This window comes from Dactylosporangium sp. NPDC049140 (genome assembly GCF_040648435.1).
The window spans coordinates 13,888-38,221 of sequence record NZ_JBEZDS010000018.1 but is presented as its reverse complement, the minus strand read 5'-3'; the positions used below and the strand labels follow the sequence as shown (position 1 = coordinate 38,221).

The following is a 24,334-nucleotide window of genomic DNA, read 5'->3' as shown; positions in this document are numbered from 1 at the left end:
TCGCCCGTTGGTTACGTGCACGTCACGCGGGAAGGGAGTTAGATGGCCTCGGACAGACTCTCCGCGTTCATCCGTGCGCGGAGTGTGATCACCTGGGGAGGTGCAAGGCATGTGCGGAATCGTGGGCTGGGTGGCACTGGGTGCCACGGAAGACCGGGATCTGCGTCGCGAGGCGGCCGCCGTGCGGGCCATGGCCGGCACGATGGCGCTGCGCGGCCCGGACGCCGAGGGCCTGTGGGTGCGTGAACGCGTCGCGTTCGGCCATCGCCGGCTCGCCGTCATCGACCTCGTCACCGGCGACCAGCCGATGACCGTCGAGCAGGACGGCCGGGAGCTCGCCGCGATCACCTACAGCGGCGAGCTGTACAACTACCGCGAGCTGCGCGACGAGCTGCGCGGTCTCGGCCACGTCTTCCGGACCGACAGCGACACGGAGGTGGTGCTGCGCGCGTACGTGCAGTGGGGCGAGGACTTCGTCGACCGGCTCAACGGGATGTACGCCTTCGGCCTGTGGGACGCCCGCCGCGAGCACCTGCTGCTGGTGCGCGACCGGATGGGGGTCAAGCCGCTCTACTACTACACCGGCATCGCCGGGTCGGTGCTGTTCGCGTCCGAGCCCAAGGCCGTGTTCGCGCACCCGCAGGCCGAGGCGGTCGTGGACACCGAGGGCCTGCGCGAGCTGCTCGCGTTCGTCAAGACGCCCGGCCACGCCGTCTACCGCGACCTGCACGAGGTCCGGCCCGGTGAGGTGGTCCGGGTCGACCAGGGGCTGCACCGCCGGCAGTACTGGCGGCCCTCCTACGTCGAGCACCGCGACGACCGGGACACCACCGTGCGCACCGTGCGCGAGCTGCTCGACGACATCGTGGCCCGGCAGACGATCGCCGACGTGCCGCTGTGCGCGCTGCTGTCCGGCGGCCTGGACTCCTCGGCGATCACCGCGCTCGCGCACGCGGCCCTGACCGCGCGGGGCGAGGGGCCGCTGCGCTCGTTCGCCGTCGACTTCGTGGGGCAGACCGAGAACTTCCGCCCGGACCCGATGCGCGCGACCCCGGACGGGCCGTTCGTGCAGGACGTGGTCAAGCACGTGCCGGTCGACCACGAGGACATCGTGCTGGACGTGGCCACGCTCATGGACCCGCTCAGCCGCAACGCGGTGGTCGCCGCGATGGACCAGCCGCCGTTCGGCGGGGACATCTACACGTCGCTGTACCTGCTGTTCCGGGCCGTGCGCGAGCACTCGACGGTGGCGTTGTCGGGCGAGGCGGCCGACGAGGTGTTCGGCGGCTACGCCTGGTTCCACCAGCCGGCCGTGGTGCAGGCGCCGATGTTCCCCTGGCTGGCGATCTTCGAGCTGGCGAGCCCCGGCGGGGACGCGAACAGCGGCGCGCTCGACCCGGGCCTGCACGAGTCGCTGCGGCTGCAGGAGTACCGCGCCGCCTCCTACCAGGCCGCCCTGGCCGAGGTCGACCACGGCGACGACCCGGACCCGCACAACCGGCGCATGCGCGAGATCTCCTACCTGCACCTGACCCGGTTCGTGCAGATCCTGCTCGACCGCAAGGACCGCATGAGCATGGCGCACGGGCTCGAGGTGCGGGTGCCGTTCTGCGACCACCGGCTCGTGCAGTACGTCTACAACACCCCGTGGGCGCTCAAGACGTTCGACGGCCGCGAGAAGAGCCTGCTGCGCGCCGCGACCGCCGACGTGCTCCCGGCCTCGGTCGTCGCCCGGGTCAAGAGCCCGTACCCGTCCACCCAGGACGACCGCTACGAGCGCGCCCTGCGCGACGCCGCCGCGCGGATCACCGCCGACTCGCCCGCGGCCGCCCTGCTCGACCGGGGCAAGCTGGCCGAGCTGATCGCCGCGCCATACGAGTACGACGGCTTCGGCGTTGCCCGCCGCCAGATCGAGCAGATCCTGGCCCTCGACACCTGGCTGCGCCGCAGCCCGGTCCAGCTCAAGCTGTAGCGCCGGCGCTAGCGGATCCGGCCGAACAACGGGTGCGGGCTCACCTGGACGCGTGGGGCCGCACCCCCGAACCAGGGCGCCTCGCGGATGGCCCGCATGGCGTTGCGGCGCCGCTGCGGCGACATCCGGTCGATGAACAGAACGCCGTCCAGGTGGTCGGTCTCGTGCTGCAGGCACCGGGCCAGCTCGCCGGTGCCGACCACCTGGACGGGGTCGCCGCGGTCCGAGTAGCCCTTCGCCACAACGTGCTGCCGGCGGACGGTGTCGAAGTACAGCCCCGGCATCGACAGGCAGCCCTCCGGCCCGTCCTGCTCCTCCTCGTTGTCGCATGGGAGGTCCAGCACCGGGTTCACCAGGTGGCCGTGCACCCCGTCGACGTGGAACACGAACACCCGCACCCCGACGCCGATCTGGTTCGCCGCCAGCCCCGAGCCCCGCTCCGACTCCAGGGTGTCGAACAGGTCGCGGACCAGCCGGCGCAGCTGCGCGTCGAACGTCGTGACGGGCTCGGCCGCGGTGCTCAGCACCGGGTCGCCGAACATCCGCACCGGAACCACGCTCATCCTCGCCCCTTTGCATAGTGCTTTGCAAACGAGGATACTGGGCGTCGTGATCGACCAACAGACCCATCCGGTGCGCGCCGCGCTGGTCGCCCTGCTCCGCGAGCGCGGCACCGTCACGTCCACCGAGGCCGCCCGCGAGCTGGGCGGGAGCTCGGGTCTGCACTCGTTCCACCTGCGCCGGCTGGCCCGCTACGGTGTGGTCGAGGAGGTGCCCGCCGGGGGCCGGGCCAAGCCCTGGCGGCTCGTCGGGGCGCCCGATCCTTTGCAAAGCGAGCTCAACCGGGGCCTGGAGGACGAGAGCTACCAGCAGTGGCTCGCCGTGCGGGACCGGGCGCCCGCCCAGTGGCGCCGCGACCAGGCGTTCAGCGAGGTCGTGTACCTCACGCCGCAGGAGCTGACCGAGCTCGCCAACGCGGTCCGGGCGCTCATCGCGGGGTACAGCGGCCGCCCGAAACCCACCCGGGGACCGGTCGCGGCCGTCGCGCGCTTCTTCCCGCTCGTGACCGGGGACGACTGAGTCAGCGCAGCTCGGCGGTGGCCAGGAACCGGCCGACGGCCGCGATCTCGGACTCGTCGAGCGGAATCTGGGGCACCGCGGTCGTCGGGTGCGCGATGACGCCGAGCAGGTACAACGCCGCCTTGAACGCCCCGAGCGCCGACGAGCCGAGCCCCATGCGGCCCCGCCCGACCGCCACCAGGTCGAACAGGCGCACCAGGCGCTCCTGCTCGCGCCGGGCGGCCGCCCAGTCGCCGGCGCGGGCGGCGGCGTAGAGGCGGGTGTACCCGTGCGGGTCGACGTTGCCGAGCCCCGGCACCACGCCGTCGGCGCCCATCCACAGCGCCGAGTCGACGGTGAGCTCCGAGCCCGTCAGCACCGCGAAACCGTCGAGGCCGGGCCGATCGCGGCGGCCCAGCAGCACGTTGCGCAGGCCGCCCTCGTCGCCGCTGGAGTCCTTCACGCCGGCCAGGACCCCGTCGGCGGCCAGGCCGAGCAGCAGGTCACCGGGGAGCTTGGAGTGCACCGACACCGGCAGGTCGTACGCGTACAGCGGGATGCCCGTCCGGGCGGCGATGGTGCGGAAATGCACCTCGATCTCGGCCGGGTGGGTGCGGGTGTAGAACGGCGCGGTGGCGACGAGCCCGTCGACGCCGGCCGCGAGCGCCACCGCGGCGTGGTCGAGCACCCGCAGGGTGGTCATGTCGATGGCGCCGGCGAGCACGGGCACCTGGCCGGCGACGTGGCCGACGACGGTGTCGAGCACGACCCGGCGGTGGGCGTCGGGCAGGAAGGCGACCTCCGAGGTCGAGCCGAGCACGAACAGGCCGTCGACGCCCCCGGCCAGGAGGTGGTCGATGAGCCGGACGAGCGACGCCGTGTCGACCTCGAAGTCCGGCGTCAGCGGGGTGCACACCGGGGGGATGACGCCGGTAAGGGCCTTGGCGGTGCTCATGCGCGCTCCTGTGCTTGGCTGATCAGTTCACGGTCGCCGGCGCCCGCGGGCACCGGGTGGTAGCAGCGGAACAGGTGCCCGTCCGCGCCCGACGGCGCCGGCATCTCGGTGGCGCACAGCTCGTCGGCCTTCCAGCAGCGGGTGCGGAACGGGCAGCCGCTCGGCGGCCGGGTCGCGGAGGGCACCGGGCCGGCCAGCGGGATCGGGTCGATCGGGTGCAGCAGGCCGGGTGTGGCCGAGAACAGCGCCCGGGTGTACGGGTGGCGGGCCCCGGCCGGAACCGCGTCGGCGCCGGCCTCCTCGACGATGCGGCCGAGGTACATGGTCACGACCCGGTCGCTCACCCGCCGCACGGTCTGGATGTCGTGCGAGACGAAGACGAGCGCCAGGTTGAGCCGCTCCTTGAGGTCCAGCAGGAGGTTGAGGATCTGGGCGCGGACCGAGACGTCCAGCGCGCTGGTGGGCTCGTCGGCGATGAGCAGGTCGGGGCCCAGGGCGAGGGCGCGGGCGATCGCCACCCGCTGCCGCTGGCCGCCGGAGAGCTGCCCGGGCAGCACATCGAGGGCGCTGGCGGGCAGGCCGACGAGCCCGAGCAGCTCCCGGACGCGGGCCTCGCGCTCCCGGCCGGTGCCGCGGCGGTGCACGTCGAGCGGGTCGCGCAGGATGCGCCCCACCGGCAGGCGCCGGTTCAGCGCGGTCGACGGGTCCTGGAACACCATGCCGGTGCTGGCCCCGACCCGCGTGCGGCGCCGGTTGGCGGGCAGTGCCCAGAGGTCCTCGCCGCGGAAGCAGACCGTGCCCACGGTCGGGCGCTGCAGGCCGACGAGAACACGGGCGAGCGTCGACTTGCCGCAGCCGGACTCGCCGACGATCCCGACGGTCTCCCCCGCGCGTACGGTCAGGTCGGCGCCGGTGAGCGCGTAGACGCGGTCGCGGCGCAGGACGCCGCCGGTGCGGGCCTTGTGCACCACGTGCACGTCGTGCAGATCCAGCAGACCGCTCATGACACGACCTCCGCTCCGGTCGCGCCATGACGAAACCTGTGCTTGCTCATGAGCGGCCCCTCCGCTCCGCTCCGGACCGCTCATGACACGACCTCCGCTCCGCTCCGGTCGCGCCATGACGAAACCTGTGCTTGCTCATGAGCGGCCCCTCCGCTCCGCTCCGGACCGCTCATCGGGACACCTCGGCGAGGTCGAGGGCGGGGTGGTGGCAGGCGACGGCGTGCGGGCCGCCGGTCAGGGCGGGCGCCGTGGTCCGGCAGACGTCGGTGGCCATCGGGCACCGGTCGGCGAAGCGGCACCCGGCCGGGAAGTCGGCCGGCGACGGCACGACCCCGCGGATCTGGGTGAGGCGCTGCGCCCCCGACTCCAGCGACAGCACGGAGCCGAGCAGCCCGCGGGTGTAATGGTGGGCCGGCGCGCCGATGAGCGCGGCGGTCGCGCCGGTCTCGACGATCTGGCCGCCGTACATCACCACGATCCGGTCGGTCACGTCGGCGATGAGCGCGAGGTCGTGCGAGACGAGCACGAGCGCGAAGCCGAGCTCGGCGCGCAGCCGCAGCAGCAGCTCGATCACCTGCGCCTGGACCGTGACGTCGAGCGCGGTGGTCGGCTCGTCGGCCACGATGAGCTTCGGGTCGCGGGACAGGGCCATGGCGATGAGCACGCGCTGGCGCTGGCCGCCGGAGAGCTCGTGCGGGTACGCCGACAGCGTCCGCGCCGGGTCCAGCCCGACGAGCTCGAGCAGCTCCGTGGCGCTGCGCCGGCCGCCGCGCCGGACGAGCTGCTTGAGCTGCGCCCGGATCGTCATCGCCGGGTTGAGCGAGGACAGCGCGTCCTGGTAGATCATCGCCATGTCGTGGCCGAGCAGCCGCCGGCGGTCCTTGGTGGACAGCGTGAGCAGGTCCCGGCCGGCGAAGGCGATCCGGCCCCGCACGCGCGCGCCCCGCGGCTGCAGGCCCATCACGGTGAGCGCGGTGAGCGACTTGCCGCAGCCGGACTCGCCGACCAGGCCGAGCACCTCCCCCGGCCGCACCGCGAACGAGATGCCCGCGACGATGTCCACGTCGTCGTGGCGCCCCGGGAACCCGATCGCGAGGTCCTCGACGCTGAGGACCGGCTCGCCGGTGGGCAGCGGGCGGGCCCGCTCGCGCAGCCGCGCGGCCGCCTCGGACAGCCCGGACAACTCGGTGAGCTCGCCCGAGCCGGGCTGCGCCGCCTCCAGCTTGTCGGCCTCGGGCGCCGAGCGGGCGGGGCGGGCGGCGGGTGCGGCCCACGCGTCGGCGACGCCCTCGGCGAGGATGTTCAGGGCCAGCACGGTGACGAGGATGAGCAGGCCCGGGAAGACCGTGGCCCACCAGCCGCCGAGCAGTACCATGTTGCGCCCGTCGGCGATGACGCTGCCCCAGGACGGGTTCGGCGGGCGGACCCCGGCGCCGATGAACGACAGCGACGCCTCGAAGACAATCGCGTCGGCGACCATGACGGTGCAGAAGACGAGCACCGGCGCGGCGCAGTTGACGGCGACGTGGCGCAGCAGGATGTGCGGGGTGCGGGCGCCGATGGTGCGCTCGGCCGCGACGTAGTCCTCCTCGTACTGGGCGAGCACGTTGGCGCGCACCACCCGGGCCACGGAGGGCATGTACAGGAAGGCGATGGCGAGCACGAGCACGCCGATGCCGCCGCCGAAGACGGAGACGAGCACGGCCGCGAGCGCGATGCCGGGGAAGGCCATGACGATGTCGAGGAGCCGCATGGCTGTCTCGTCGACGCCGCGGCGGGAGGTGGCCGCGACCGCCCCGATGACCGCGCCGGCGACGAGGGCGAGCGCGGTCGCGCCGAGGCCGATGACGAGCGACCAGCGGGCGCCGTACATCAACCGGCTGAGGATGTCGCGGTTGCTGCTGTCCAGGCCCATCCAGTGCGCGCCGGACGGGCCGCCGCCGGTGGCCTCCTGCACGTACGGGGAGTGCGGCGCCAGCACGGGCGCGAGCAGGGCGGCGAGGACGACGACGGCCACCACGGCGATCGCGATCCAGGACGACGGCCGCAGGCGGCGCAGGTTCACGCGCAGGCCCGGGCGGGCGAGCCTGCCGGTCAGCCCCGGGCGCATCAGGCCGCGCTCCGGAGCCGGGGGTTGACGAGCAGGTACAGCACGTCGACGGCGAGGTTCACGACCACGAACCCGACGGCGATGGTGAGCACGACGCCCTGCACCACGGCCGGGTCGCCGTCGCGGACCGCGTTGATCATCAGCTGGCCCATGCCGGGCAGCGAGTAGATCTGCTCGATGACGACGGCGCCGCCGAGCAGGTACCCGACCCGCAGCCCGAGCACGGTCAGCGGGTTGATGAGCGCGTTGCGCAGCACGTTGCGCCCGACCACCACGACCGGCGGCAGGCCGCTGCCGATCGCGGTGCGCACGTAGTCCCGGTCGAGCTCCTCGACCATCGAGGTGCGGATGATGCGGGTCAGCTGGGCGGCGACGGGCAGCGAGAGCGACAGCGCCGGCAGCGTCATCGAGCGCAGCCAGCCGCTGAAGGAGTCGGCGGGGTTGATGTACCCGCCGGTCGGGAACCAGCCGCGGTCGACCGCGAGGTACTGGATCATCAGCAGGGCCAGCCAGAACGCCGGCGCGGCCACCCCGACCAGCGACACCAGCCGGATCGCCTGGTCGGGCCAGCGGTCGCGGAAGATGGCCGCGGTGACGCCGAACAGCAGCGCGAGCACGACCGCGACGAGCAGGCCCAGCGCGGTCAGCTGCAGGGTGAGCGGCAGCGCGGTGGTGACCGAGTTCAGCACCGGCGCCTTGGTCAGCACGCTGGTGCCCATGTCGCCGTGCAGCAGCTCGCCGACGAAGTGCACGTACCGCACCGGCAGCGGATCGAGCAGCCCGTTGTCGACCTGGAACTGGTGGATCTGCTCCGGGGTCGGGTTGGCGCCCTGGAAGTACGCGTACTCCGGCTTGCTGTCGGAGAAGCGCATGACGATGAAGACGAACGCGACCACGCCGAGCAGGAGCGGCACGAGGATCAGCAGCCGCCGCACGAGCATCCGGACGATCATGTCCGCTTCGCCTGCAGCAGGTTGATGCCCGGGTAGCCCTGGGCGCGGACCCCGGTGAGCTTGTGCCCGTCCCACGCGGTCATGAGCTCCGTGTGCACGACCGGGTAGAGCACCGCCTGCGCGGCGACGACGTCGAGGTACTGCTGGGTGAGCTCGACCTTCTTCTTGGCGTCGGGCTCGGCCGTGGCCGCGTCCATCTTCGCGAAGAGGTCCTTGGCGGCGGGGCTGGCATCCCATTTGGTGTACTTCATCCAGGTGCCGCCGGACGTGTAGTTGTAGCGCATGATCAGGTCGGCGTCGAGGCCGAACTGGTTGGGGTTGGACGCGGCCGCCACGACCTGGTAGCTCTGCGACTGGTCCATCTTCGTGAACAGCGCGCTGGTGTCCTGCGGCTGCAGCGTGGTCTTGATGCCCACGGCCTCCCAGGAGTTCGCGATGGTCGGCAGGCAGTCGCTGATCCAGCTGACGTTCACCGCCATCAGGGAGATCGTCAGCCCGCTCACCCCGGCCTCGGCGAGCAGTTGCCGGGCCTTGTCCGGGTTGTACTCGTACACCGTGGCCGCCCGCCGGTAGGACGGGTTCTCCGGGTTGAGGAAGCTCGTCGAGGCGGTGCCGTGGCCCTTGAGCGCCACGTCGATCATCTTCTTGGTGTCGATGGCGTAGAACAGCGCCTGGCGCACCCGCACGTCGTCGAACGGCTTCTGCGCGGTGTTGAACATCAGGAACATGTGGTTCATGCCCTTGCCGCCCTCGACCTGCAGGCCGCCCTTGGTGAGCTGGTCGATGTTCGCGTACGGCACGTTGTCGGCGATCTGCGCCTCGGCCGCCGCGCCGGAGATCTTCGCGACCCGGGCGGACGCGTCGACGATGCTCAGCCAGTTCATCTTCTTGACCGTGGCCGGGCGGGGGCCGTTGTAGCCCGCGTACGCCTCGAGCGTCGTGTTGGACTTCGGCTGGTGCGAGGTCTGCTTGTACGGCCCCGAACCGACCGCCTTGCCGCCCTTGGCCGCGTCCCAGCCGCCGGCCTGGCCGAAGACGTGCTTCGGCATGATCTTGGCGATGGTGAGGCGCTGGACGGCGTCGGGGAACGGGAACTTGAAGACGAGCTCGACCGTGCGGTCGTCGACCTTGCGCACGGTGTCGAGCCAGGAGCGGAAGAACGAGCCGATGAGCACGTTGGCCTTCGGGTCGAGCACGCGCTCGAACGTGAACAGCACGTCGTCGGCGGTCACCGGCTGGTCGTCGTGCCACTTCGCGCCCTCGCGGAGCGTGAACTTCCAGGTCGTGGCGTTGACGTCGGCGGGCAGCGCGGTGGCCAGCGCGGCGTAGGGCTGCCGGTTGATCGGGTCGGTGTCGAGCAGGCCCTCGTAGATGTGGACGTTGGCGGCCATCGAGAACGCCGACGCCGTCATCGTCGGGTCCCAGCTCTGGTCGTTGCCGTAGCCGATCACGGCGGTGATGAGGTCCTTGTCCCCGCCGCTCCCGGAGGAGCCGGTGGAGGCCGGGCCGCCGCACGCGGCCAGCGAGGAGCTGATCGTGGCGGCCGCGCCGAGGGCGCCGGTGTACCGCAGGAAGTCGCGGCGGCTGAACACGTGCCGTGAAGCCGGGGTGTGCACGGTGCCTCCTATGAGATCGGGATTGGGCGCACATTGGACGTCCCACATCCCATGTCCTGTCGTATGGTGGAGGCTAGGACCGCATCTACCCGTCGGTCAAGAGCCGTCGTAGGATGTCCCACCAACGTCAACCCTTGGGAGCGGCATGACCACCGCGCGCAGCGATCGATTGGGCACCCGGCGGCGCAGCCGGGCGCTCGAGGTGCAGGACGAGGTCAAGGAGCTCATCGTCCGCCGCCGCCTCTCCGCCGGGGACCCGCTGCCGACCGAGTCGGAGCTGGTCGAGGAGCTCGGCGTGGGGCGCAACGCGGTGCGCGAGGCGCTCAAGGCGCTGCAGGCCGTCGGCATCGTCGACATCCGGCACGGCTTCGGCATGTTCGTCGGGCGCATGTCGCTCAACGGCCTCGTCGACGAGCTGGCCTTCCACGGCCGCATCACGGCCGGCGAGCAGACCGGGCACCTCGGGCACCTCATCGAGATCCGCGAGGCGCTGGAGAGCGGGCTCGTGCAGCTGCTCATCGAGGGCCCGGCCGAGCCCGACTGCGGGCGGGTGGACGAGGTCCTGGCGCTGATGGAGGCCGAGGCCGAGGCCGGCATGGTGTCGCCCGAGACCGACAAGCGCTTCCACGACGTGCTCTACCACCCGCTGGACAACCCGCTCGTGGGTCAGCTGCTGGGGGCGTTCTGGGACGTGTACCACCAGTTGCGCGAGGACCTCGGCGAGCCGGACGAGCCGCCGCACGACGTGGCGCGCAAGCACCGCGACATCCGCAACGCCGTCGCCGCCGGGGACAGGGCCGCGGCGGCGGCGGCGATGCGGGCACACTTCGCGGGCGTACGGGCCCGCCTCGCGCGGCTGCGGAAGGCTCAGCCGAGCGACTGAGTCGCGACCCGCTTGAAGGTGATGCTCTCGTTCGGGCCCAGGTCGCCGGTTTCGTACAGCACCCCGAGCGTCTGCTCATCGAGCTGGACGAGGTCGCTGTACGCCGCGGGGAGCCCGGACAGCGCCAGCGCGCTGGTGAACGTGGTCCCGCCGTCGCGGCTCACCCGCAGCGTCATGACGGCGCGGGCGGCCGGGTCGGCCGGCCCGGAGTACACCAGCAGCGAGTTGCGGCCGGAGAGCTGCAGCACGCTGCCCTCCACCACCGGCCCGGCGATCGTCCCCTGCGGACGGTAGTAGGCCGGGCTCAGGGTCTGCCCGCCGTCGGCGCTCACGGCGTCGAGCCGGTTGCCGGGCGCGGTGCCGTTCTGGTCGCGGGCGTTGAAGTACAACCGGCCGTCGGGCAGCTCGGCCGCGCTGGACTCGTTGGCGTTCACCACGCCGTCGTAGGTGCCGTCGACAAAGCCGATGCGCCAGGTCGCGCCGTCGTCGTCGCTGATGAGGTCGTGCGCGCCGTAGTACTTGGCCTCGGTGCCGGCGTCGGTCGAACCGGCCGGCGGGGCGGCGGAGTGGTTGGCCGGGACGACGAGCCGGTCCTTGTGCGCGCCCTTGGTGAGCCGGACGGCGTGGCCGGGGCCGGTGGCGTACCAGCGCCAGTTCGCCTGCTTGGCCGCCGCCGTCACCTCGGCGGGGGCGCTCCAGGTGGTGCCGTCGTCGTCGCTGTGCTGGACGAAGACGCGGCGGCTCTGCTCGGCGGTCACCTCGCCGCGCATGATGGCCGCCTCGGTGGAGGTGCCGGCGTTGTACGTCGAGAGCAGCACCACCCGCCCGGAGGCGGTCACCACCGGCGCGGGGTTGCCGGAGGTGTTGGCGCCGCTGTCGTACACCACCTGCAGCGGCCCCCACGAGCACCCGCCGTCGGTGGAGCGCTTGAGCACCAGGTCGATGTCGCCGGCGTCGGACAGGCCGCCCTTGCGCCCCTCGGCGAAGGCGAGGACCGCGCCCGAGCGGGCCTTGACGACGGCGGGGATGCGGAAGGCGGAGTAGCCCTCGGTGTTGGCGCGGAACGGCACGGAGCCGTCGCACGCCCGGGCGCGCTCCGGCTCGGCGGCCGCCGGCGCGGAGCCGAGCAGGGTCAGGATGGCGATGCCGGTGACGGTCAGGACGAGCGGTCTTGGCACGGGTACACCTTTCTACCTCCGGATGACCGCGACCCCCCGGGGCGGGAGGGTCACCGTCGACTGTGGACGTTCGGGGTCGGTCAGCAGGTCGGCGCCGGGCTCGGGCAGGGTCACCGTCGCCGGCTCGGCGCCGTGGTTGAGCAGGAACAGGTAGCTGTGCTCGGGGCCGGTGCGCACGGTGGCCTGGACGCCCTCGGGCAGGCCGGCGAGGACCGGCCCGGCCCCGGCCCCGGCGCGGACCCGGTCGAGCAGCGCGCGCATCGCGGCCGGTTCGGGCCGGGTGGCGAGGTACCAGGCGACGCCGGTGCCGTACGCGTGCCGGGTGATCGCGGGACGCCCGTCGAGCGCGCCGCCCCGGAACGCGGCGACGACCTCGGCGCCCTCGGGCTCGACCCACTCGCTCCACACGGTGCCGCGGCCGCCGTCGAACTCCACCGAGCCGCCCGGGGGCAGCGGGTGGAACTCCTCGACGGCCAGGCCGAGCACGCGGCGCAGCGGGGCCGGGTAGCCGCCGAGGTGCACCCGGTCGCACTCGTCGACGATGCCGGTGAAGAACGACACGACGAGGTGGCCGCCGCCCTCCACATAGGACGTCAGGCGCTGCGCGGTCCCGTCGGCCAGCAGGTACAGGTTCGGGACCACGACGAGCTTGTAGCCGCTCAGGTCCGCGTCGACCGGCACCACGTCGACGCTCACGTGCGCGTCGAACAGCGGCTCGTAGTGCGCGCGGTGGGTCTCGACGAGGTCGAGTACGGCCGGGTGGGCGTCGGACTCGAGGGCCCACCAGTTCGCCCAGTCGTGCACGATCGCCACGTCCGCGCGCAGCCGCGTGCCCGCCACCCCGGCGAGCCCGCCGAGCTCGGCCCCCAGCGTCTGCACGTCGCGGAAGCCCCGGCTGTCCGGGCCCGCGTGCGGGACCATCGCCGAGTGGAACTTCTCGGCCCCGCCCGCGGCCTGCCGCCACTGGAAGAACAGCGCCGCGTCGGCGCCCTGGGCGATCGCCTGCCAGCTCCACAGGCGCATGACGCCCGGCGGCTTCGGGGCGTTGCGCTCCCGCCAGTTGACCGCCGACGGCGCCTGCTCCATGAGCAGCCACGGCTGCCCGCCGCGGGCCGCGCGCACGAGGTCGTAGCCGAACGCGGCCTCGACGTGGCCGCGGGGGTCGTACGGGTCCGGATAGCTGTCCAGGCTCACGACGTCCTGTTCGCGGGCCCACCGGAACGAGTCGACGGGCTTGTGCACGAGGCCGATGAAGTTCGTGGTGACGGGGACGTCCGGGGTGTACCGCCGCACGATGTCGCGCTCCAGCGCGTAGCAGGCGAGGAGGGCGTCGTCGCTGAACCGGGCGAAGTCCAGCTTCTGGGCCGGGTTCACGAAGGTAGGCGCGGTGCGCGGCGGCTGGATCTCGTCCCAGTCGCCGTAGCGCTGCGACCAGAAGGTGGTGGACCAGGCGGCGTTGAGGCCGTCGAGGTCGCCGTACCGCTCGCGCAGCCAGCGGCGGAAGTCGGCCGCGGAGACGTCGCACCAGCACTGGCGGACGTGGCAGCCGTACTCGTTGCCGATGTGCCACAGCTTCAGCGCCGGGTGCGCCCCGTAGCGCTCGGCGATCCGCTCCACGAGCCGCGCGGCGTGCTCGCGGTAGACCGGGCTCGACGGGCAGTACTGCTGCCGCCCGCCCGGCCACAGCCGCACCCCGTCGGCCCGCTGCGGGAGCGTCTCCGGGTGGCGGGCGGCCAGCCACGGCGGCGGCGAGGCGGTCATCGTGGCGAGGCTCGCCCCGACGCCGGCCCCGGCGAGCTTGTCCAGCACGCGGTCGAACCAGCCGAAGTCGTACTCCCCCGGCCGCGGCTCGACCGTCGCCCACGCGAAGATGCCGACCGAGACGAGGTTGACCCCGGCCTCGGCCATGAGCCGCGCGTCCTCGTCCCAGACGGGCTCGGGCCACTGCTCCGGGTTGTAGTCGCCGCCGAACCAGAGCACCGGGCCTCCAACGAGTCGAGGTGGGACGTAGGACGTCCTCTGTCCATCCGGACACTAGGAGGCCGGACGATCGACCGTCAAGTGTGTCGGGAGCGTAAATTCGTTCGAATGCCGATACCGTTCCGGGTCCGGACATGGGATGTTCGGGGCATGGTCAGACGCGGAGCTACGGTGCAGGACCGCATCGTCGAGCTGATCCACGACCGCGAGCTGCCGCCCGGCGCGCCGATGCCGACCGAGCCGCAGCTCATGGACCTGCTCGGGGCGAGCCGCAACAGCGTGCGCGAGGCGATCCGGGCGCTGCAGGCGCTCGGGATCGTGGAGATCCGGCACGGGTACGGCACGTTCGTCGGCCGCGCCTCGCTCGACGCCCTGACCCCGTCGCTCACGTTCCGGGTGCGCACCGGCCCGGGCGGCGGCGTGCGGGCGCTGCACGACCTGGTCGAGGTGCGCGAACTGCTGGAGACCGGGCTCATCGGCTCGGTGGCCGGCACCGTGAGCGAGGCCCGCGTGGCCGCGCTCGATGCCCTGGTCACCGGCATGGCCCACGACACCGCGGCGGACCGCGCCTTCCACGCGCTGCTCTACGAGGGCTGCGGCAACGACCTCGTGCTGCAACTCATCGGCATGTTCTGGGACGTGTACCACGAGATCGGGGGCGTGCTGGCGCCGCCCGAGGACCGCGTCGCGCAGACGGTCGCCAACCACCGCCGCATCGTGGACGCGCTGCGGGCCCGCGACCCGGAGGCGGCGCGGGAGGCGATGCGCCGGCACTTCGGCGACGTGAAGCAGCGCATCGTGCAGGCCGAGGCCCGGGCCGCCGCGGCCTAGGCTTAGCGGGTCTGTTCGCGCCGGCGGCGGCGCTCGATCTCCTCCTGCACCGACGGGTCCCACTGCGCGGCGTTCCAGTCGTCGGCGGTGGGCTGGGCCGCGAGCGGGCCCACGGGGTCGCCGCCGGTGACCATCGAGTACCGGTCGGCGGCGTAGGGCCGGCCCGGGTTGCTCCGCGCGCGCAGCCAGCCGCGGGTGTGCAGCACCCCGGCGATGAGCAGCGCGCAGCCGGCCAGCCGCACGGCCGCGTTGCCCCAGATGCCCGGCACCGCGTACGCGAACACGAACAGCAGGAAGAACGCCCCGATGCCGTAGTAGCCGAGGTGCCCGTAGGGCGGCGCGCCGTGCTCGCGCGACTGCTTGACGGACGAGTAGACCCAGAACGCGGTCGTGATGAGGATCCCGAGCACCACGCCGAGCGCTACGAGGCCCAGGACGACGACGGCGATGACGATCCAGTGGGCCTGCAGGACCCCCGGGACGTCGGCGGCGTACCACCCGGCCACGAACACGGCGTCCACGACCACGATTGCCGCGTAGGCGATGGCGAACGCGACCACCCGCCGGGTCGCGACATAGAACTCCATGACTCCCCCTCGTGCGTGGTCACTCACGATACGCCGGTCCCGGCGACGCCCGCCGCCCCCGGATCGAAGCCCTCGGGCCAGCGGGTCCGCGCGTCGGCGACGGCCCCGTCGAGGCGGGCGCCGGTCAGGACCGCGCCGCGCAGGTCGGCCCCGGCCAGCTCCGCGTGCCGCAGGTCGACGTCCTCCAGGAAGCAGTCGCGCAGGTCGGTGCCCTGCAGCCGGGCGCGCATGAGGGTGGCGCCGCCGAAGTACGCCCCGCGAAGGTCGAGCCCGCCCATCCGCGCGAAGCGGAGGTCGGTGCGGGGCAGGCTGAGCCGCTCGGCGCCGCCCGCGGCGTGCAGCCGGGCGAGGGCGGTGACGGCCGCCTGCGCGTCGTTGGCCCGCACGGCCAGGCTCCACAGCTCCGTGACGGGGGTGTCGGCGGGCGGCTGGCCGGGGCGCCCGGGCGGCCACGGCGAGTGCCCGCGCACGTAGGCGCAGAGGATCGCCACGATCGCGTCCCGGTCCTCCGGCGACTGCCCGGCGATCTGCTCGAGCGCGAAGACGCCGCCGATGCGCACATCGAGGGACTCGTGGCCCAGGTGCTCGACGGCGCGCGAGTACCGCTCGGTGGTCTGCCCGCTGCGGCTCAGCCGCAGCTCCTCCTCGTTGATGCGCAGCCGGCGCCAGGTCGCGTACGCGCCCAGGCCGAGGATCACCGCGCCCAGCGCCTGCAGCAGCACGGTCCGGACGTTGTTGACGGCCGTGAGCCGCTCGTTGGCGGTGACGGCGGTGCGGCCCAGGTCGTGGTCGACGACGACGGGCGGCAGGAACAGCACCGCCGCGAGCCCGGCCGCCGCGGCCACGAGCACCATCAGCCCAACCACCACGGAACGTCGCACGCAACCATGGTCGGCGATGCGGTCAAGCGACGCGGAACATCGCGACGCCGTGGGCCGGCACCCGGGCCGCGACCGCGGTGCCCGTCGCGCCCGTCCACAGGTCGTGCACGGCCGTCGCGCCCGGGACCGTCCACGCCATGTCCGCGGCGGCGCCGGTCTCGTTGAACAGCAGCACCGCCACGTCGCCGTCGGCGAGCGGCCGGGTCAGCACGTCGAGGCCGGCGCGGGACGAGACCACGGTCGCGGGGCGGCCGAGCGGGTCCTGGTCGACCGCGACCACGGCCGGGTTCGCGAGGTCGGCGAGGGTCTCGCGGGAGGCGGTGGTGAGGTCGGCGCCGGTGATGAGCGGCGCGGCCAGCATGGCCCACAGGCTCAGCTCCGCGCGGTCCTCGGTCCGGGTCATGCCGTTGCCGACCTCGAGCATGTCGGGGTCGTTCCAGCCGCCCGGCCCGGCGTAGCCGGAGACCCGCACGGTGGCGTGGAAGACGTCGAGGAGGCTCGCGAAGGTGGGCCGGATGTCGGGCGTGGTGCGCCACAGGTTGCCGTACCCGCTCCCCCACGCCCAGACGCGGTCGGCGCCCCAGTTGCAGATGCTGTAGACGATGGGCCGCCCCGTCGCCGCGAGGGCGTCGCGCATGGCCCCGTACCGCTCCCGCGCCGGCACCCCGCCGTCGTAGCAGGTGTCGTACTTGAGGTAGTCCACGCCCCACGCGGCGAACCGGCGCGCGTCCTGCTCCTCGTGGCCGAGGCTGCCCGGGTACCCGCCGCAGGTCTTCGTGCCCGCGTCCTCGTAGATGCCGAGCTTCAGCCCGAGCCCGTGTACGTAGCCGGCGAGCGCCCCGATGCCGTGCGGGAACCGCTCGGGGTCGGCCTGCAGGTTCCCGGCGGCGTCGCGGGCCGGGGCCATCCAGGCGTCGTCGATGTTGACGTACACGTAGCCGGCGTCGCGCAGTCCCGAGGAGACGAGCCGGTCGGCGGTGCGCCGGACGAGGTCCTCGGTGACGTCGAGGCCGAAGGCGTTGTAGTCGTTCCAGCCCATCGGCGGGGTGCGGGCGAGCCCGTTGCCGAGTGGCGGCACCGGCACCGCGGACCCGGCCAGGAGGGTGAGCGCGGCGAGCACGAGCAGGAGTGCGCATGCCCGCCGTACCGTCGCCATGCCCCGACCGTAGCGGCGCTTCCTGGCAGCCGGCTCACAGTTCGCTGATCGCCACCGCTCTGCCCTGCGCCAGGCTCACGTTGCCGGCGATGCCGACCAGCACGCTGTTGGCGCCGTCGCGCAGGCCGGCCGCGCGGCCGAGCGGGTCGTCGGACGCCCCCTCGAACACGTCGCGCAGCAGGATCGCGTCGCCGCCGCCGTGCGCGCCGGCGCCGTGCGGGATCGGGATCTCGGCGGCCCGCTCCCAGTGCCGCTGCAGCACGAGCCGCTCGTGGGACTCGTTGCCGGGCGGCCCGCCGGTGGGGTCGACCACGCCGGCCGGGCGCACCCAGGAGCGTTCGCCGACGTCGAGCTCGAGGCGGCCCTCCGTGCCGTTGAAGGCGACGCGGTACCCCTCCCGGGGCGCGAACGCGGTGAGCGAGTACGCCATCGTCGCCCCGCCCTCGTAGGTCACCGCGAGCGAGAGGGAGTCCTCGATGGAGATGCCGGCCGCGAACACGTCGGCGTCGCGGTGGTAGCCGTCCTCGGCCTCTGCCTCGAGGTACAACTGCCGCAGCCGCGGATCGGCGGACAGGTCGAGGCGGAAGGAGTCGTCCGCGGGCAGGTCGCGCCCGAGCGCCGGGCGGGGCGGCATTCCCCGCCCGGCGGCGTTCCGCTCGCCGTAGAAGCGCAGGCCGCCGGAGGCGTAGACGGTCTGCGGCACGTCGGCGAGCCACCAGTTGACGAGGTCGAAGTGGTGGGTGGACTTGTGCACCAGCAGCCCGCCCGACATCGCCTTGTCGCGGTGCCAGCGGCGGAAGTAGTCGGCGCCGTGCGCGGTGTCCAGCAGCCACTCGAAGTGCACCGAGGTGACCCGGCCGACGGCCCCGTCGAGCAGCAGGCGCTTCACGAGGCTGTTGCGCGGCGAGTACCGGTAGTTGAACGTGACGGTGAGGCCCGCCGTCGAGCGCCGGGCCGACTCGGCGATGCGGTGCAGCTTCTCCGCGTCGGTCGTCATCGGCTTCTCGGTGACCGCGTCGATGCCGTGATCGAGGGCGGCGCAGATGTACCGGTCGTGGGTGGCGTCGGGCGAGGTGACGATGATGCGGTCGGGGCGCTGCTCGTCGAGGAGCCTCGCCAGCTCGTCCGGGTGGTAGTGCGCGAGGTGTTCGCCGTGGTGGCGCATGCGGACCGGGTTGGGGTCGCAGAGCGCCACGAGGTCGCCGTGGTCGCGGTGGGCGCCGTTCAGCGCGTCGACGTACATTCCCGCCCGGTGTCCGGTGCCGACGATGGCGTACCGCTTCGTCACAACGCCGCCCGCCCCAGTCCGGCGAGCGCCGCGGTTCCCTCGTCGCCGCGGTCGCCGGTCGCGATCACGACCGCGTAGCGGAAGGCGAGCGTGTCGCCGTCGGCGAGCTCGAGCTCCTCGCTGAAGAACGGCGCCGGGTTCAGGCAGGCGAACTCCTCGGTGCGGGCGAACCACTGCGGCGGGTGGCGCGGGTTGTCGCGGGCGTCGACCATCACGATCGTCGAGGCCCGGTCGGTGCCGTCGTGGCGGCCCCGGAAGGCGAACCACTCCGCGCGGGTGCCGCGCAGGTCGTCGCCGCCGGTGCCGTCCGGCGACTGCAGGGTGCCGCCGGTGAAGTCGCGCGGCCCGCGCCAGAACAGCCCCCCGTAGCCCGCGTTCTCCCGCCCCTTCGTGGTCGGCGACCCGAAGCTGAGCGTTTCGCCCGACACATTGCGCATGCTGGTGTGCACGGTGAGCGTCCAGGTCTGTTCGTCCACGAGCGAGGCGTGCAGGGTGCGGGTCTCCGCGATGACCGGGTCGCCCGCCTGTGACGCCCAGTCCAGGCGGTGCGCAACTGTCGCGTCACCGTTGGTGGCCGACAGGTCGGTCATCTCGCGGTGCTCGGCGCTGCCGTTGTTGTCCAGCTGGACGTAGAAGCGGCCGTGCACGTACGTCGGGCCGCCCCAGAAGTTGTGCTCGCCCACGTGCGGCAGCGACCAGGCGATGCCCTTGTGCCAGACGTGGTCGTGCGGGCGGAACAGCGACACGACGTCGCCGGCGAGCGTGCGGATCGGGTGCAGGTACGGCTTCGGCGACTCCAGCCTGGGCGTGTCGGGCCGGTAGACGTAGGTGAACAGCCCCACGCCGCCGGAGGAGACGGTGACCGAGCGGTCGAGGGCGTGGTCGACGTTCATTCCCAAGGTGCACCTGTTCCGTTCATGCGCTTGGCGAAGGGGTCGCCGGGCGAGATCTGTCCACTGTGGACGGGGGCGCCGGTGAAGGCGGAGGCGTACAGCGCGGCGATCAGCTCCATGGTCCGGCGGGTGTCGGCCGCGGTGACCGGCGGCGCGACCCCGGCGTCGAGGGCGTCGAGCACGGCGGCGAGCTGCCCGGCGTGCCCGCTCTCCACGGTGGACCGTTCCCGGCGCCAGCGCTCGGCCACGTCGTCGTGGCCGGGCGCGGGCGTGATCGTCCAGTCGTCGTCGGTGTACCCGTAGAGGTGCCGCAGCTCGACCGTGGCGTGCGCGTAGTCGAAGCGCAGCCGGGACTCCTGCCGCGGCGACAGCACCGAGTTCACGACCGCCGCGGTGGCCCCACCGGCGAAGGTCACCAGGGCCATCGAGACGTCCTCGGTCTCCACGTGCCGGGCGCGGCGGGCGGCGACCGCGGTCACCTGCTCCCAGGGGCCGAGGACCGACAGCAGCAGGTCGAGCTGGTGGATGCCGTGGCCCATGGTGGGGCCGCCGCCCTCGGTGTCCCAGCGGCCGCGCCAGGCCACGTTGTAGTAGTCGTCGTCGCGGTACCACTGCGTCTCGCAGGTGGCGAGCATCGGCGCGCCGAGCTCGCCCGCGGCCGCCATCGCCTGCAGCCGCACCGCCCCGGACCCGAAGCGGTGCTGGAACACGGTGGCCAGGTGCGCGCCGGTCCGCCCGGAGACCTCGATGAGCGCGTCGAGCTCGGCCAGCGACAGCGTCGGCGGCTTCTCGACGAGCACGTCCACGCCCGCCTCCAGGCACTGCGCGGCGAGCGGCGCGTGCCAGGCCGGCGGCGTGCACAGGTGGACGAGGTCGACCCCGCCGGCCGCCAGCAGGGCGCCCACGTCCGCGTACACCCGCGGCGCGCCCCAGGTGGCGGCGAAGTCGGCGGCCCGGCCGCCGTCGATGTCGACGACGGCGGCCAGGTCGAGCCGGTCGCCGTGCGCGCGGATGGCCCGCGCGTGCGCCACGGCGATCGCCCCCGTACCGACCACGGCTGCTTTACGCAGCATCGATCTCTCCCTGGAGCTCCTTGATGAAGGCCGCGGCGGCGTCCTGCGGGGACTTGCGGCCGAAGAGGACGTCCTCGGTGTACCGCTTCAGGATCGTCTCGACGCTGCTCGCACCCTTCGGCGTGACCCGCGGCGGGGCGCCGACCTTCACCGCGTCGAGGTACTCGGCGGCGGCCTTGTCGGTCGCGCCGAGCTTGGCCGCGAGCGTCTGGCGGATCTTGCTGTTGGCCGGCACGCCGCGGTCGGTCTGCAGCACGTCGGCGGACTCCTGGCTGTTGGCGAGGTAGTCGACGAACGCGGCCGCCTCGGCGGCGTGCTTGGAGCGTGAGGAGACCGACCAGTACATCGACGGCTTGTAGTACGCCCCCGGCGACTTGGCCTGCGCCTCCCCGGGCAGCTTCAGCAGCTTGAGGCTCTTGCCGCTGGCCGCCGTCAGCGAGGTCAGCTGGGTGTTCCACCAGGTGCCGAAGGCGCTGGTGTTCGTGGCCGTGCCGGACTGGTCGAGCCCCGCGCCGGCCCGCTCCACGGAGACGGACGCGGGCGGCGCGACCCCGGACTTGGAGATGTCCACGAGGTACTGCCAGTAGGCGGCCAGCACCGCGGGCTCGATGACGACCTTGCCCTTGTCGTCGTACAGCGAGCCGCCGGCCTGCCGCGCCCAGATGTTGACGCCGCCGATGTCGAAGCCCCACGACTGCACGCCGGTGACCTTCCCGCCGCCGGCCGCCGACACCTTGGCCCCGATCGTCTTCAGGTCGTCCCACGTCCACTTGGTGTCGTCGGGCAGCTCGATGTTGTACTGCTTGAGCAGGTCGGTGTTGACGATCATCGAGTACGTGGTCAGGCCGACCGGCAGCCCGTACAGCTTGCCGTCGACCTTGCCCGTGCCCAGCGCGTTCGGGTCGAAGTCGCCGGTCTGCAGGTGCTTGGACGCCGTGCCGAGGTCGAGCAGGGCGCCGCGCTGGGCGTACGAGGAGATGTACAACTCGTCCATCTGGATGATGTCCGGCGCGTCGTTCGCGGCGACCGTCGTGGCGAGGCTGTCCCAGTAGCCGTTCCAGTCCTTGAACTCGCCCTTGACCGTGATGTTCGGGTGGGCCTTCTGGAACAGGTCGATGACCTGCTGGGTGCGCTTGTGCCGGGCGTCGGAGCCCCACCACGTGAAGCGCAGGGTGATGTTCTCCTTGGTCAGGTCGCCGGAGGCGTCGCTGTCGCCGCCGGTGCCGCAGGCGGTGAGGACGGCTCCGGCCCCGACGCCGAGGGCCAGTCTGAGGGCGGTGCGGCGGGAGAATGCTGCAGTCATGGGGGGTGTCCTTTACTTCATGCCGGTGGTGGCGATGCCTTTGATGAGGTAGCGCTGGCCGATCAGGAAGGCGAGGAAGATCGGCAGGAGGGACACGACGCTCATGGCGAACATCGCGCCCCACGACGTGGAGACCGTGGAGTCCACGAACGAGCGCAGTGCGACCGGCACCGTGTACATCTGCGGGTCGGTCAGGTAGATCAGCTGGCTGAAGAAGTCGTTCCAGGTCCAGATGAACGTGAAGATGGTCGTCGTGGCCAGGGCCGGGAGCATCAGGGGCAGGATCACGCGCAGGAAGATGCGCGGGTGCCCGGCGCCGTCGATGCGCGCGGCCTCGTCCAGCTCGCGGGGCAGGCCCCGGATGAACTGGACCATCAGGAACACGAAGAACGCGTCGGTGGCCAGCAGCTTCGGCACGATCAGCGGCAGGAACGTGTTGATCCAGCCGACCTGCGCGAACATGATGTACTGCGGCACGATGAGCACGTGCACCGGCAGCATGATCGAGCCGAGCATGACGGTGAACCACAGGCGCTTGCCGGTGAACTCGAGGCGGGCGAACGCGTACGCGGCCATGGAGCAGCTCACCAGGTTGCCGATGATGCAGCCGAGCACGACGATCGCCGAGTTGAACAGGTAGTGCCCGAACGGGCTCGCGAGGGCGTTCCAGCCCTCGCCGTAGTTGTGCGTCTCGAGGTCGGAGAGCACCAGTCCCGGCGATCGGAAGATCTCGTTGCCGGGGCGCAGCGAGCTGACGACCATCCAGATCACCGGGTACAGCATCACGGCGGCGAGCAGGACGAGGCCGGCGTGCTTGAGCACCTTGAAACGCTTCAATACCGGGCGCGCGCGGAGATCAGTCATCGTAGAAGACCCAGTGCTTGGCGGCCCAGAAGTTGACCGCGGTGAAGGCGGCGATGATGAGCAGGAGCAGCCACGCCAGGGCGGAGGCGTAGCCCATGTCGAAATTGCCGAAGCCGCGCTGGTACAGGTAGAGCGTGTAGAACAACGTCGAGTCGGACGGCCCGCCGCTGCCACCGGAGACGACGAACGCCTGGGTGAAGCTCTGGAACGCGTGGATCACCTGGAGCACGAGGTTGAAGAAGATGATCGGCGACAGCAGGGGCAGCGTGATCTTCCTGAACTTCGTCCACGTGCTCGCCCCGTCGACGTCGGCCGCCTCGTAGTACATCACCGGGATCTGCCGCAGCCCGGCAAGAAAAATGATCATCGGCGCGCCGAACGTCCAGATGTTGAGCACGACGAGCGTGCCCAGGGCCGTCGACGGGTCGGAGATCCAGCCCCGGCCGTGCCCCCCGACCAGCTCCAGGGCCTGGTTGACGAGCCCCTCGGCGCCGAAGATCTGCCGCCACAGCACCGCGATCGCGACGCTGGAGCCGAGCAGGGAGGGCAGGTAGAACACCGAGCGGTAGAACGCCAGGCCGCGCATGCCCCGGTCGAGCAGCAACGCGAGCCCGAGCGCGGCGGCCAGCTGCAGGGGCACGCTGACGAACACGTAGATGAACGTGACGCGCAGCGCCTGGTGCAGACGCTCGTCGTGCAGCATGCGCTGGAAGTTGTGCAGGCCGGTGAACTTCGGGTCCTGGATCAGGTTGTAGTCGGTGAAACCGAGGAACAACGAGACCAGGACCGGCCCGGCGGTGATCAGCGCCAGCCCGGCGAACCAGGGCAGCAGGAACAGGAAGGCCGCCTTGTTGTCGCGTTTTCGCGGCGGGGCGCCTTTGGCTTTGCCGAGCCTTTGCAGCTCGCCGAGCGCACTCAACGTCGAGTCTCCAATCGCTTTCCCCTTCGGGGGTGTCTCTTGTGGGAAAACGTATTCCGCAGTCTGCACGCCGCACCGGGGCCGGTCAAGCCCCACGGGCGTATGCGGATATTGCCCCGTTGTGAGCGCGCTCATGGTGCCGTATACGACGCTGACGGGTCTTGGCTCCCAGGTCAACACCTAACGGCACAATCGCCCCAACTCGATGCTGGAGACAAGCGCTTTCCTGGGGCTTTGGGGCGCCGGCGCCGGGCCGGCCGGACGCGGCGTCGCACTGGCGGTGGAGCGCTGGGCACTCGACACTCGGCGCTGCGCACCAGGCGCGCGAAACTCGGACGCTCAGCACGCGGCACTCGGACACTCAGCACACGGCACTCGGACACTCGGTACGCGGCGCTCGGACGCCAATGCTCGGACACTCGGCGCTCTCTCGGGCCGGGACGCCGGTCACCGCGCTGCAGGGCGTGCCGCCACATTGCAGCAACGCCGTCTTACCTGGCCCCGAACCGCCGACCTGGATACGGGTGCATTCCCCCGGCGCGGTCCTGCACAAACGCACAGCGCATTGGGTTAATGTCGCACGACCGCCGCACCCTGCACGAACGCACACCGCACACCGTTCGCCCACCACGACACCGCGCCCCGCACGAACGCGCAGCGTGCACACATCCGTGCCGCACGACCGCACGACTCCGCTCAAACGCGCCGCCCGTGCGCGTTCCCACGGGCTGCACGAACGCGCAGCGTGCACACATCCGTGCCGCACGACCGCACGACTCCGCTCAAACGCGCCGCCCGTGCGCGTTCCCACGGGCTGCACGAACGCGCA

21 protein-coding genes are annotated in these 24,334 nt (G+C 72.3%); 4 read left to right on the top strand and 17 right to left on the bottom strand.

Annotated elements, in window-relative coordinates; all coding sequences use genetic code 11:
- The first annotated feature begins 109 nt into the window (after nt 1–109).
- A complete protein-coding gene (asnB, locus tag AB0B76_RS27255) occupies nt 110–1,972 on the top strand; it encodes an asparagine synthase (glutamine-hydrolyzing) (RefSeq protein ID WP_360380646.1) in 1,863 nt (620 codons plus the stop codon).
- 8 nt (nt 1,973–1,980) lie between these two features.
- Here the strand turns inward: asnB and def are convergent, their stop codons facing one another.
- Nucleotides 1,981–2,535, bottom strand: coding sequence for a peptide deformylase (gene def / locus AB0B76_RS27250; protein ID WP_360380644.1), 555 nt, complete (start codon nt 2,533–2,535; stop codon nt 1,981–1,983).
- A 46-nt stretch (nt 2,536–2,581) separates the two neighbouring features.
- On the opposite strand from def, the gene AB0B76_RS27245 reads away from it, so the two are divergent.
- The gene (locus AB0B76_RS27245; protein WP_360380640.1) at nt 2,582–3,052 is read left to right on the top strand and encodes a helix-turn-helix domain-containing protein; all 471 of its coding nucleotides are present in this window, start codon (nt 2,582–2,584) and stop codon (nt 3,050–3,052) included.
- A gap of 1 nt (nt 3,053) precedes the next feature.
- On the opposite strand, the gene AB0B76_RS27240 is transcribed toward AB0B76_RS27245, so the two are convergent.
- From AB0B76_RS27240 to AB0B76_RS27220, 5 genes are all read right to left on the bottom strand, one after another.
- On the bottom strand, nt 3,054–3,986 hold the full coding sequence (locus AB0B76_RS27240; protein ID WP_360380638.1) for a dihydrodipicolinate synthase family protein: 933 nt from the start codon (nt 3,984–3,986) through the stop codon (nt 3,054–3,056).
- Nucleotides 3,983–4,990 carry an ABC transporter ATP-binding protein gene (locus tag AB0B76_RS27235; RefSeq protein ID WP_360380636.1) on the bottom strand — a complete coding sequence of 336 codons (1,008 nt, stop codon included), beginning with the start codon at nt 4,988–4,990 and terminating at the stop codon, nt 3,983–3,985. The genes AB0B76_RS27240 and AB0B76_RS27235 overlap by 4 nt, the downstream gene beginning before the upstream one ends.
- 169 nt (nt 4,991–5,159) lie before the next feature.
- Nucleotides 5,160–7,100: a dipeptide/oligopeptide/nickel ABC transporter permease/ATP-binding protein gene (locus AB0B76_RS27230; RefSeq protein WP_360380633.1), complete on the bottom strand. Its 1,941-nt coding sequence runs from the start codon at nt 7,098–7,100 to the stop codon at nt 5,160–5,162.
- Nucleotides 7,100–8,053, bottom strand: a complete 954-nt coding sequence (locus tag AB0B76_RS27225) for an ABC transporter permease (RefSeq protein ID WP_360380631.1) — start codon at nt 8,051–8,053, stop codon at nt 7,100–7,102. Before AB0B76_RS27225 ends, AB0B76_RS27230 begins: the two co-directional genes overlap by 1 nt.
- Nucleotides 8,050–9,669, bottom strand: a complete 1,620-nt coding sequence (locus tag AB0B76_RS27220; protein ID WP_360380629.1) for an ABC transporter substrate-binding protein — start codon at nt 9,667–9,669, stop codon at nt 8,050–8,052. Before AB0B76_RS27220 ends, AB0B76_RS27225 begins: the two co-directional genes overlap by 4 nt.
- A 145-nt stretch (nt 9,670–9,814) precedes the next feature.
- Between AB0B76_RS27220 and AB0B76_RS27215 the strand changes: the two genes are divergently transcribed.
- On the top strand, nt 9,815–10,552 hold the full coding sequence (locus tag AB0B76_RS27215) for an FCD domain-containing protein (RefSeq protein ID WP_360380627.1): 738 nt from the start codon (nt 9,815–9,817) through the stop codon (nt 10,550–10,552).
- Here the strand turns inward: AB0B76_RS27215 and AB0B76_RS27210 are convergent.
- On the bottom strand, nt 10,537–11,730 hold the full coding sequence (locus AB0B76_RS27210; RefSeq protein ID WP_360380624.1) for a sialidase family protein: 1,194 nt from the start codon (nt 11,728–11,730) through the stop codon (nt 10,537–10,539). The two genes, AB0B76_RS27215 and AB0B76_RS27210, sit on opposite strands and share 16 nt — an antisense overlap.
- A 12-nt stretch (nt 11,731–11,742) precedes the next feature.
- Nucleotides 11,743–13,710: a beta-galactosidase gene (locus AB0B76_RS27205; protein ID WP_360380622.1), complete on the bottom strand. Its 1,968-nt coding sequence runs from the start codon at nt 13,708–13,710 to the stop codon at nt 11,743–11,745.
- 171 nt (nt 13,711–13,881) lie between these two features.
- Between AB0B76_RS27205 and AB0B76_RS27200 the strand changes: the two genes are divergently transcribed.
- Nucleotides 13,882–14,541 (top strand): FadR/GntR family transcriptional regulator, encoded by a 660-nt coding sequence (locus AB0B76_RS27200; protein WP_360380619.1) that lies wholly within the window; start codon nt 13,882–13,884, stop codon nt 14,539–14,541.
- A 2-nt stretch (nt 14,542–14,543) separates the two neighbouring features.
- Here the strand turns inward: AB0B76_RS27200 and AB0B76_RS27195 are convergent, their stop codons facing one another.
- From AB0B76_RS27195 to AB0B76_RS27155, 9 genes are read right to left on the bottom strand one after another with little or no spacing between them, the layout of a single operon-like run.
- Complete coding sequence (locus AB0B76_RS27195) at nt 14,544–15,128, bottom strand: hypothetical protein (protein WP_360380616.1); 585 nt, start codon at nt 15,126–15,128, stop codon at nt 14,544–14,546.
- Nucleotides 15,129–15,151: 23 nt separating this feature from the next.
- Nucleotides 15,152–16,009, bottom strand: a complete 858-nt coding sequence (locus tag AB0B76_RS27190; protein ID WP_360380614.1) for a pentapeptide repeat-containing protein — start codon at nt 16,007–16,009, stop codon at nt 15,152–15,154.
- A 22-nt stretch (nt 16,010–16,031) separates the two neighbouring features.
- A complete protein-coding gene (locus AB0B76_RS27185; protein WP_360380611.1) occupies nt 16,032–17,165 on the bottom strand; it encodes a glycoside hydrolase family 27 protein in 1,134 nt (377 codons plus the stop codon).
- A 34-nt stretch (nt 17,166–17,199) separates the two neighbouring features.
- Complete coding sequence (locus AB0B76_RS27180; RefSeq protein ID WP_360380608.1) at nt 17,200–18,453, bottom strand: Gfo/Idh/MocA family oxidoreductase; 1,254 nt, start codon at nt 18,451–18,453, stop codon at nt 17,200–17,202.
- Nucleotides 18,450–19,346 (bottom strand): PmoA family protein, encoded by an 897-nt coding sequence (locus AB0B76_RS27175; RefSeq protein ID WP_360380605.1) that lies wholly within the window; start codon nt 19,344–19,346, stop codon nt 18,450–18,452. Before AB0B76_RS27175 ends, AB0B76_RS27180 begins: the two co-directional genes overlap by 4 nt.
- Nucleotides 19,343–20,419 (bottom strand): Gfo/Idh/MocA family oxidoreductase, encoded by a 1,077-nt coding sequence (locus AB0B76_RS27170; protein ID WP_360380603.1) that lies wholly within the window; start codon nt 20,417–20,419, stop codon nt 19,343–19,345. Before AB0B76_RS27170 ends, AB0B76_RS27175 begins: the two co-directional genes overlap by 4 nt.
- Nucleotides 20,409–21,722, bottom strand: coding sequence for a sugar ABC transporter substrate-binding protein (locus AB0B76_RS27165; RefSeq protein ID WP_360380600.1), 1,314 nt, complete (start codon nt 21,720–21,722; stop codon nt 20,409–20,411). Before AB0B76_RS27165 ends, AB0B76_RS27170 begins: the two co-directional genes overlap by 11 nt.
- A gap of 12 nt (nt 21,723–21,734) precedes the next feature.
- The gene (locus AB0B76_RS27160) at nt 21,735–22,586 is read right to left on the bottom strand and encodes a carbohydrate ABC transporter permease (RefSeq protein ID WP_360380597.1); all 852 of its coding nucleotides are present in this window, start codon (nt 22,584–22,586) and stop codon (nt 21,735–21,737) included.
- Nucleotides 22,579–23,505, bottom strand: coding sequence for a sugar ABC transporter permease (locus tag AB0B76_RS27155; protein ID WP_360380595.1), 927 nt, complete (start codon nt 23,503–23,505; stop codon nt 22,579–22,581). Before AB0B76_RS27155 ends, AB0B76_RS27160 begins: the two co-directional genes overlap by 8 nt.
- Between the last annotated feature and the right edge of the window lie 829 nt (nt 23,506–24,334).

Coding starts and splice junctions, on each gene's coding strand:
- asnB (WP_360380646.1), top strand. CDS start 110: ATGTGCGGAATCGTGGGCTGGGTGGCACTGGGTGCCACGGAAGACCGG.
- def (WP_360380644.1), bottom strand. CDS start 2,535: ATGAGCGTGGTTCCGGTGCGGATGTTCGGCGACCCGGTGCTGAGCACC.
- AB0B76_RS27240 (WP_360380638.1), bottom strand. CDS start 3,986: ATGAGCACCGCCAAGGCCCTTACCGGCGTCATCCCCCCGGTGTGCACC.
- AB0B76_RS27235 (WP_360380636.1), bottom strand. CDS start 4,990: ATGAGCGGTCTGCTGGATCTGCACGACGTGCACGTGGTGCACAAGGCC.
- AB0B76_RS27230 (WP_360380633.1), bottom strand. CDS start 7,100: ATGCGCCCGGGGCTGACCGGCAGGCTCGCCCGCCCGGGCCTGCGCGTG.
- AB0B76_RS27225 (WP_360380631.1), bottom strand. CDS start 8,053: ATGATCGTCCGGATGCTCGTGCGGCGGCTGCTGATCCTCGTGCCGCTC.
- AB0B76_RS27215 (WP_360380627.1), top strand. CDS start 9,815: ATGACCACCGCGCGCAGCGATCGATTGGGCACCCGGCGGCGCAGCCGG.
- AB0B76_RS27195 (WP_360380616.1), bottom strand. CDS start 15,128: ATGGAGTTCTATGTCGCGACCCGGCGGGTGGTCGCGTTCGCCATCGCC.
- AB0B76_RS27185 (WP_360380611.1), bottom strand. CDS start 17,165: ATGGCGACGGTACGGCGGGCATGCGCACTCCTGCTCGTGCTCGCCGCG.
- AB0B76_RS27175 (WP_360380605.1), bottom strand. CDS start 19,346: ATGAACGTCGACCACGCCCTCGACCGCTCGGTCACCGTCTCCTCCGGC.
- AB0B76_RS27170 (WP_360380603.1), bottom strand. CDS start 20,419: ATGCTGCGTAAAGCAGCCGTGGTCGGTACGGGGGCGATCGCCGTGGCG.
- AB0B76_RS27165 (WP_360380600.1), bottom strand. CDS start 21,722: ATGACTGCAGCATTCTCCCGCCGCACCGCCCTCAGACTGGCCCTCGGC.
- AB0B76_RS27160 (WP_360380597.1), bottom strand. CDS start 22,586: ATGACTGATCTCCGCGCGCGCCCGGTATTGAAGCGTTTCAAGGTGCTC.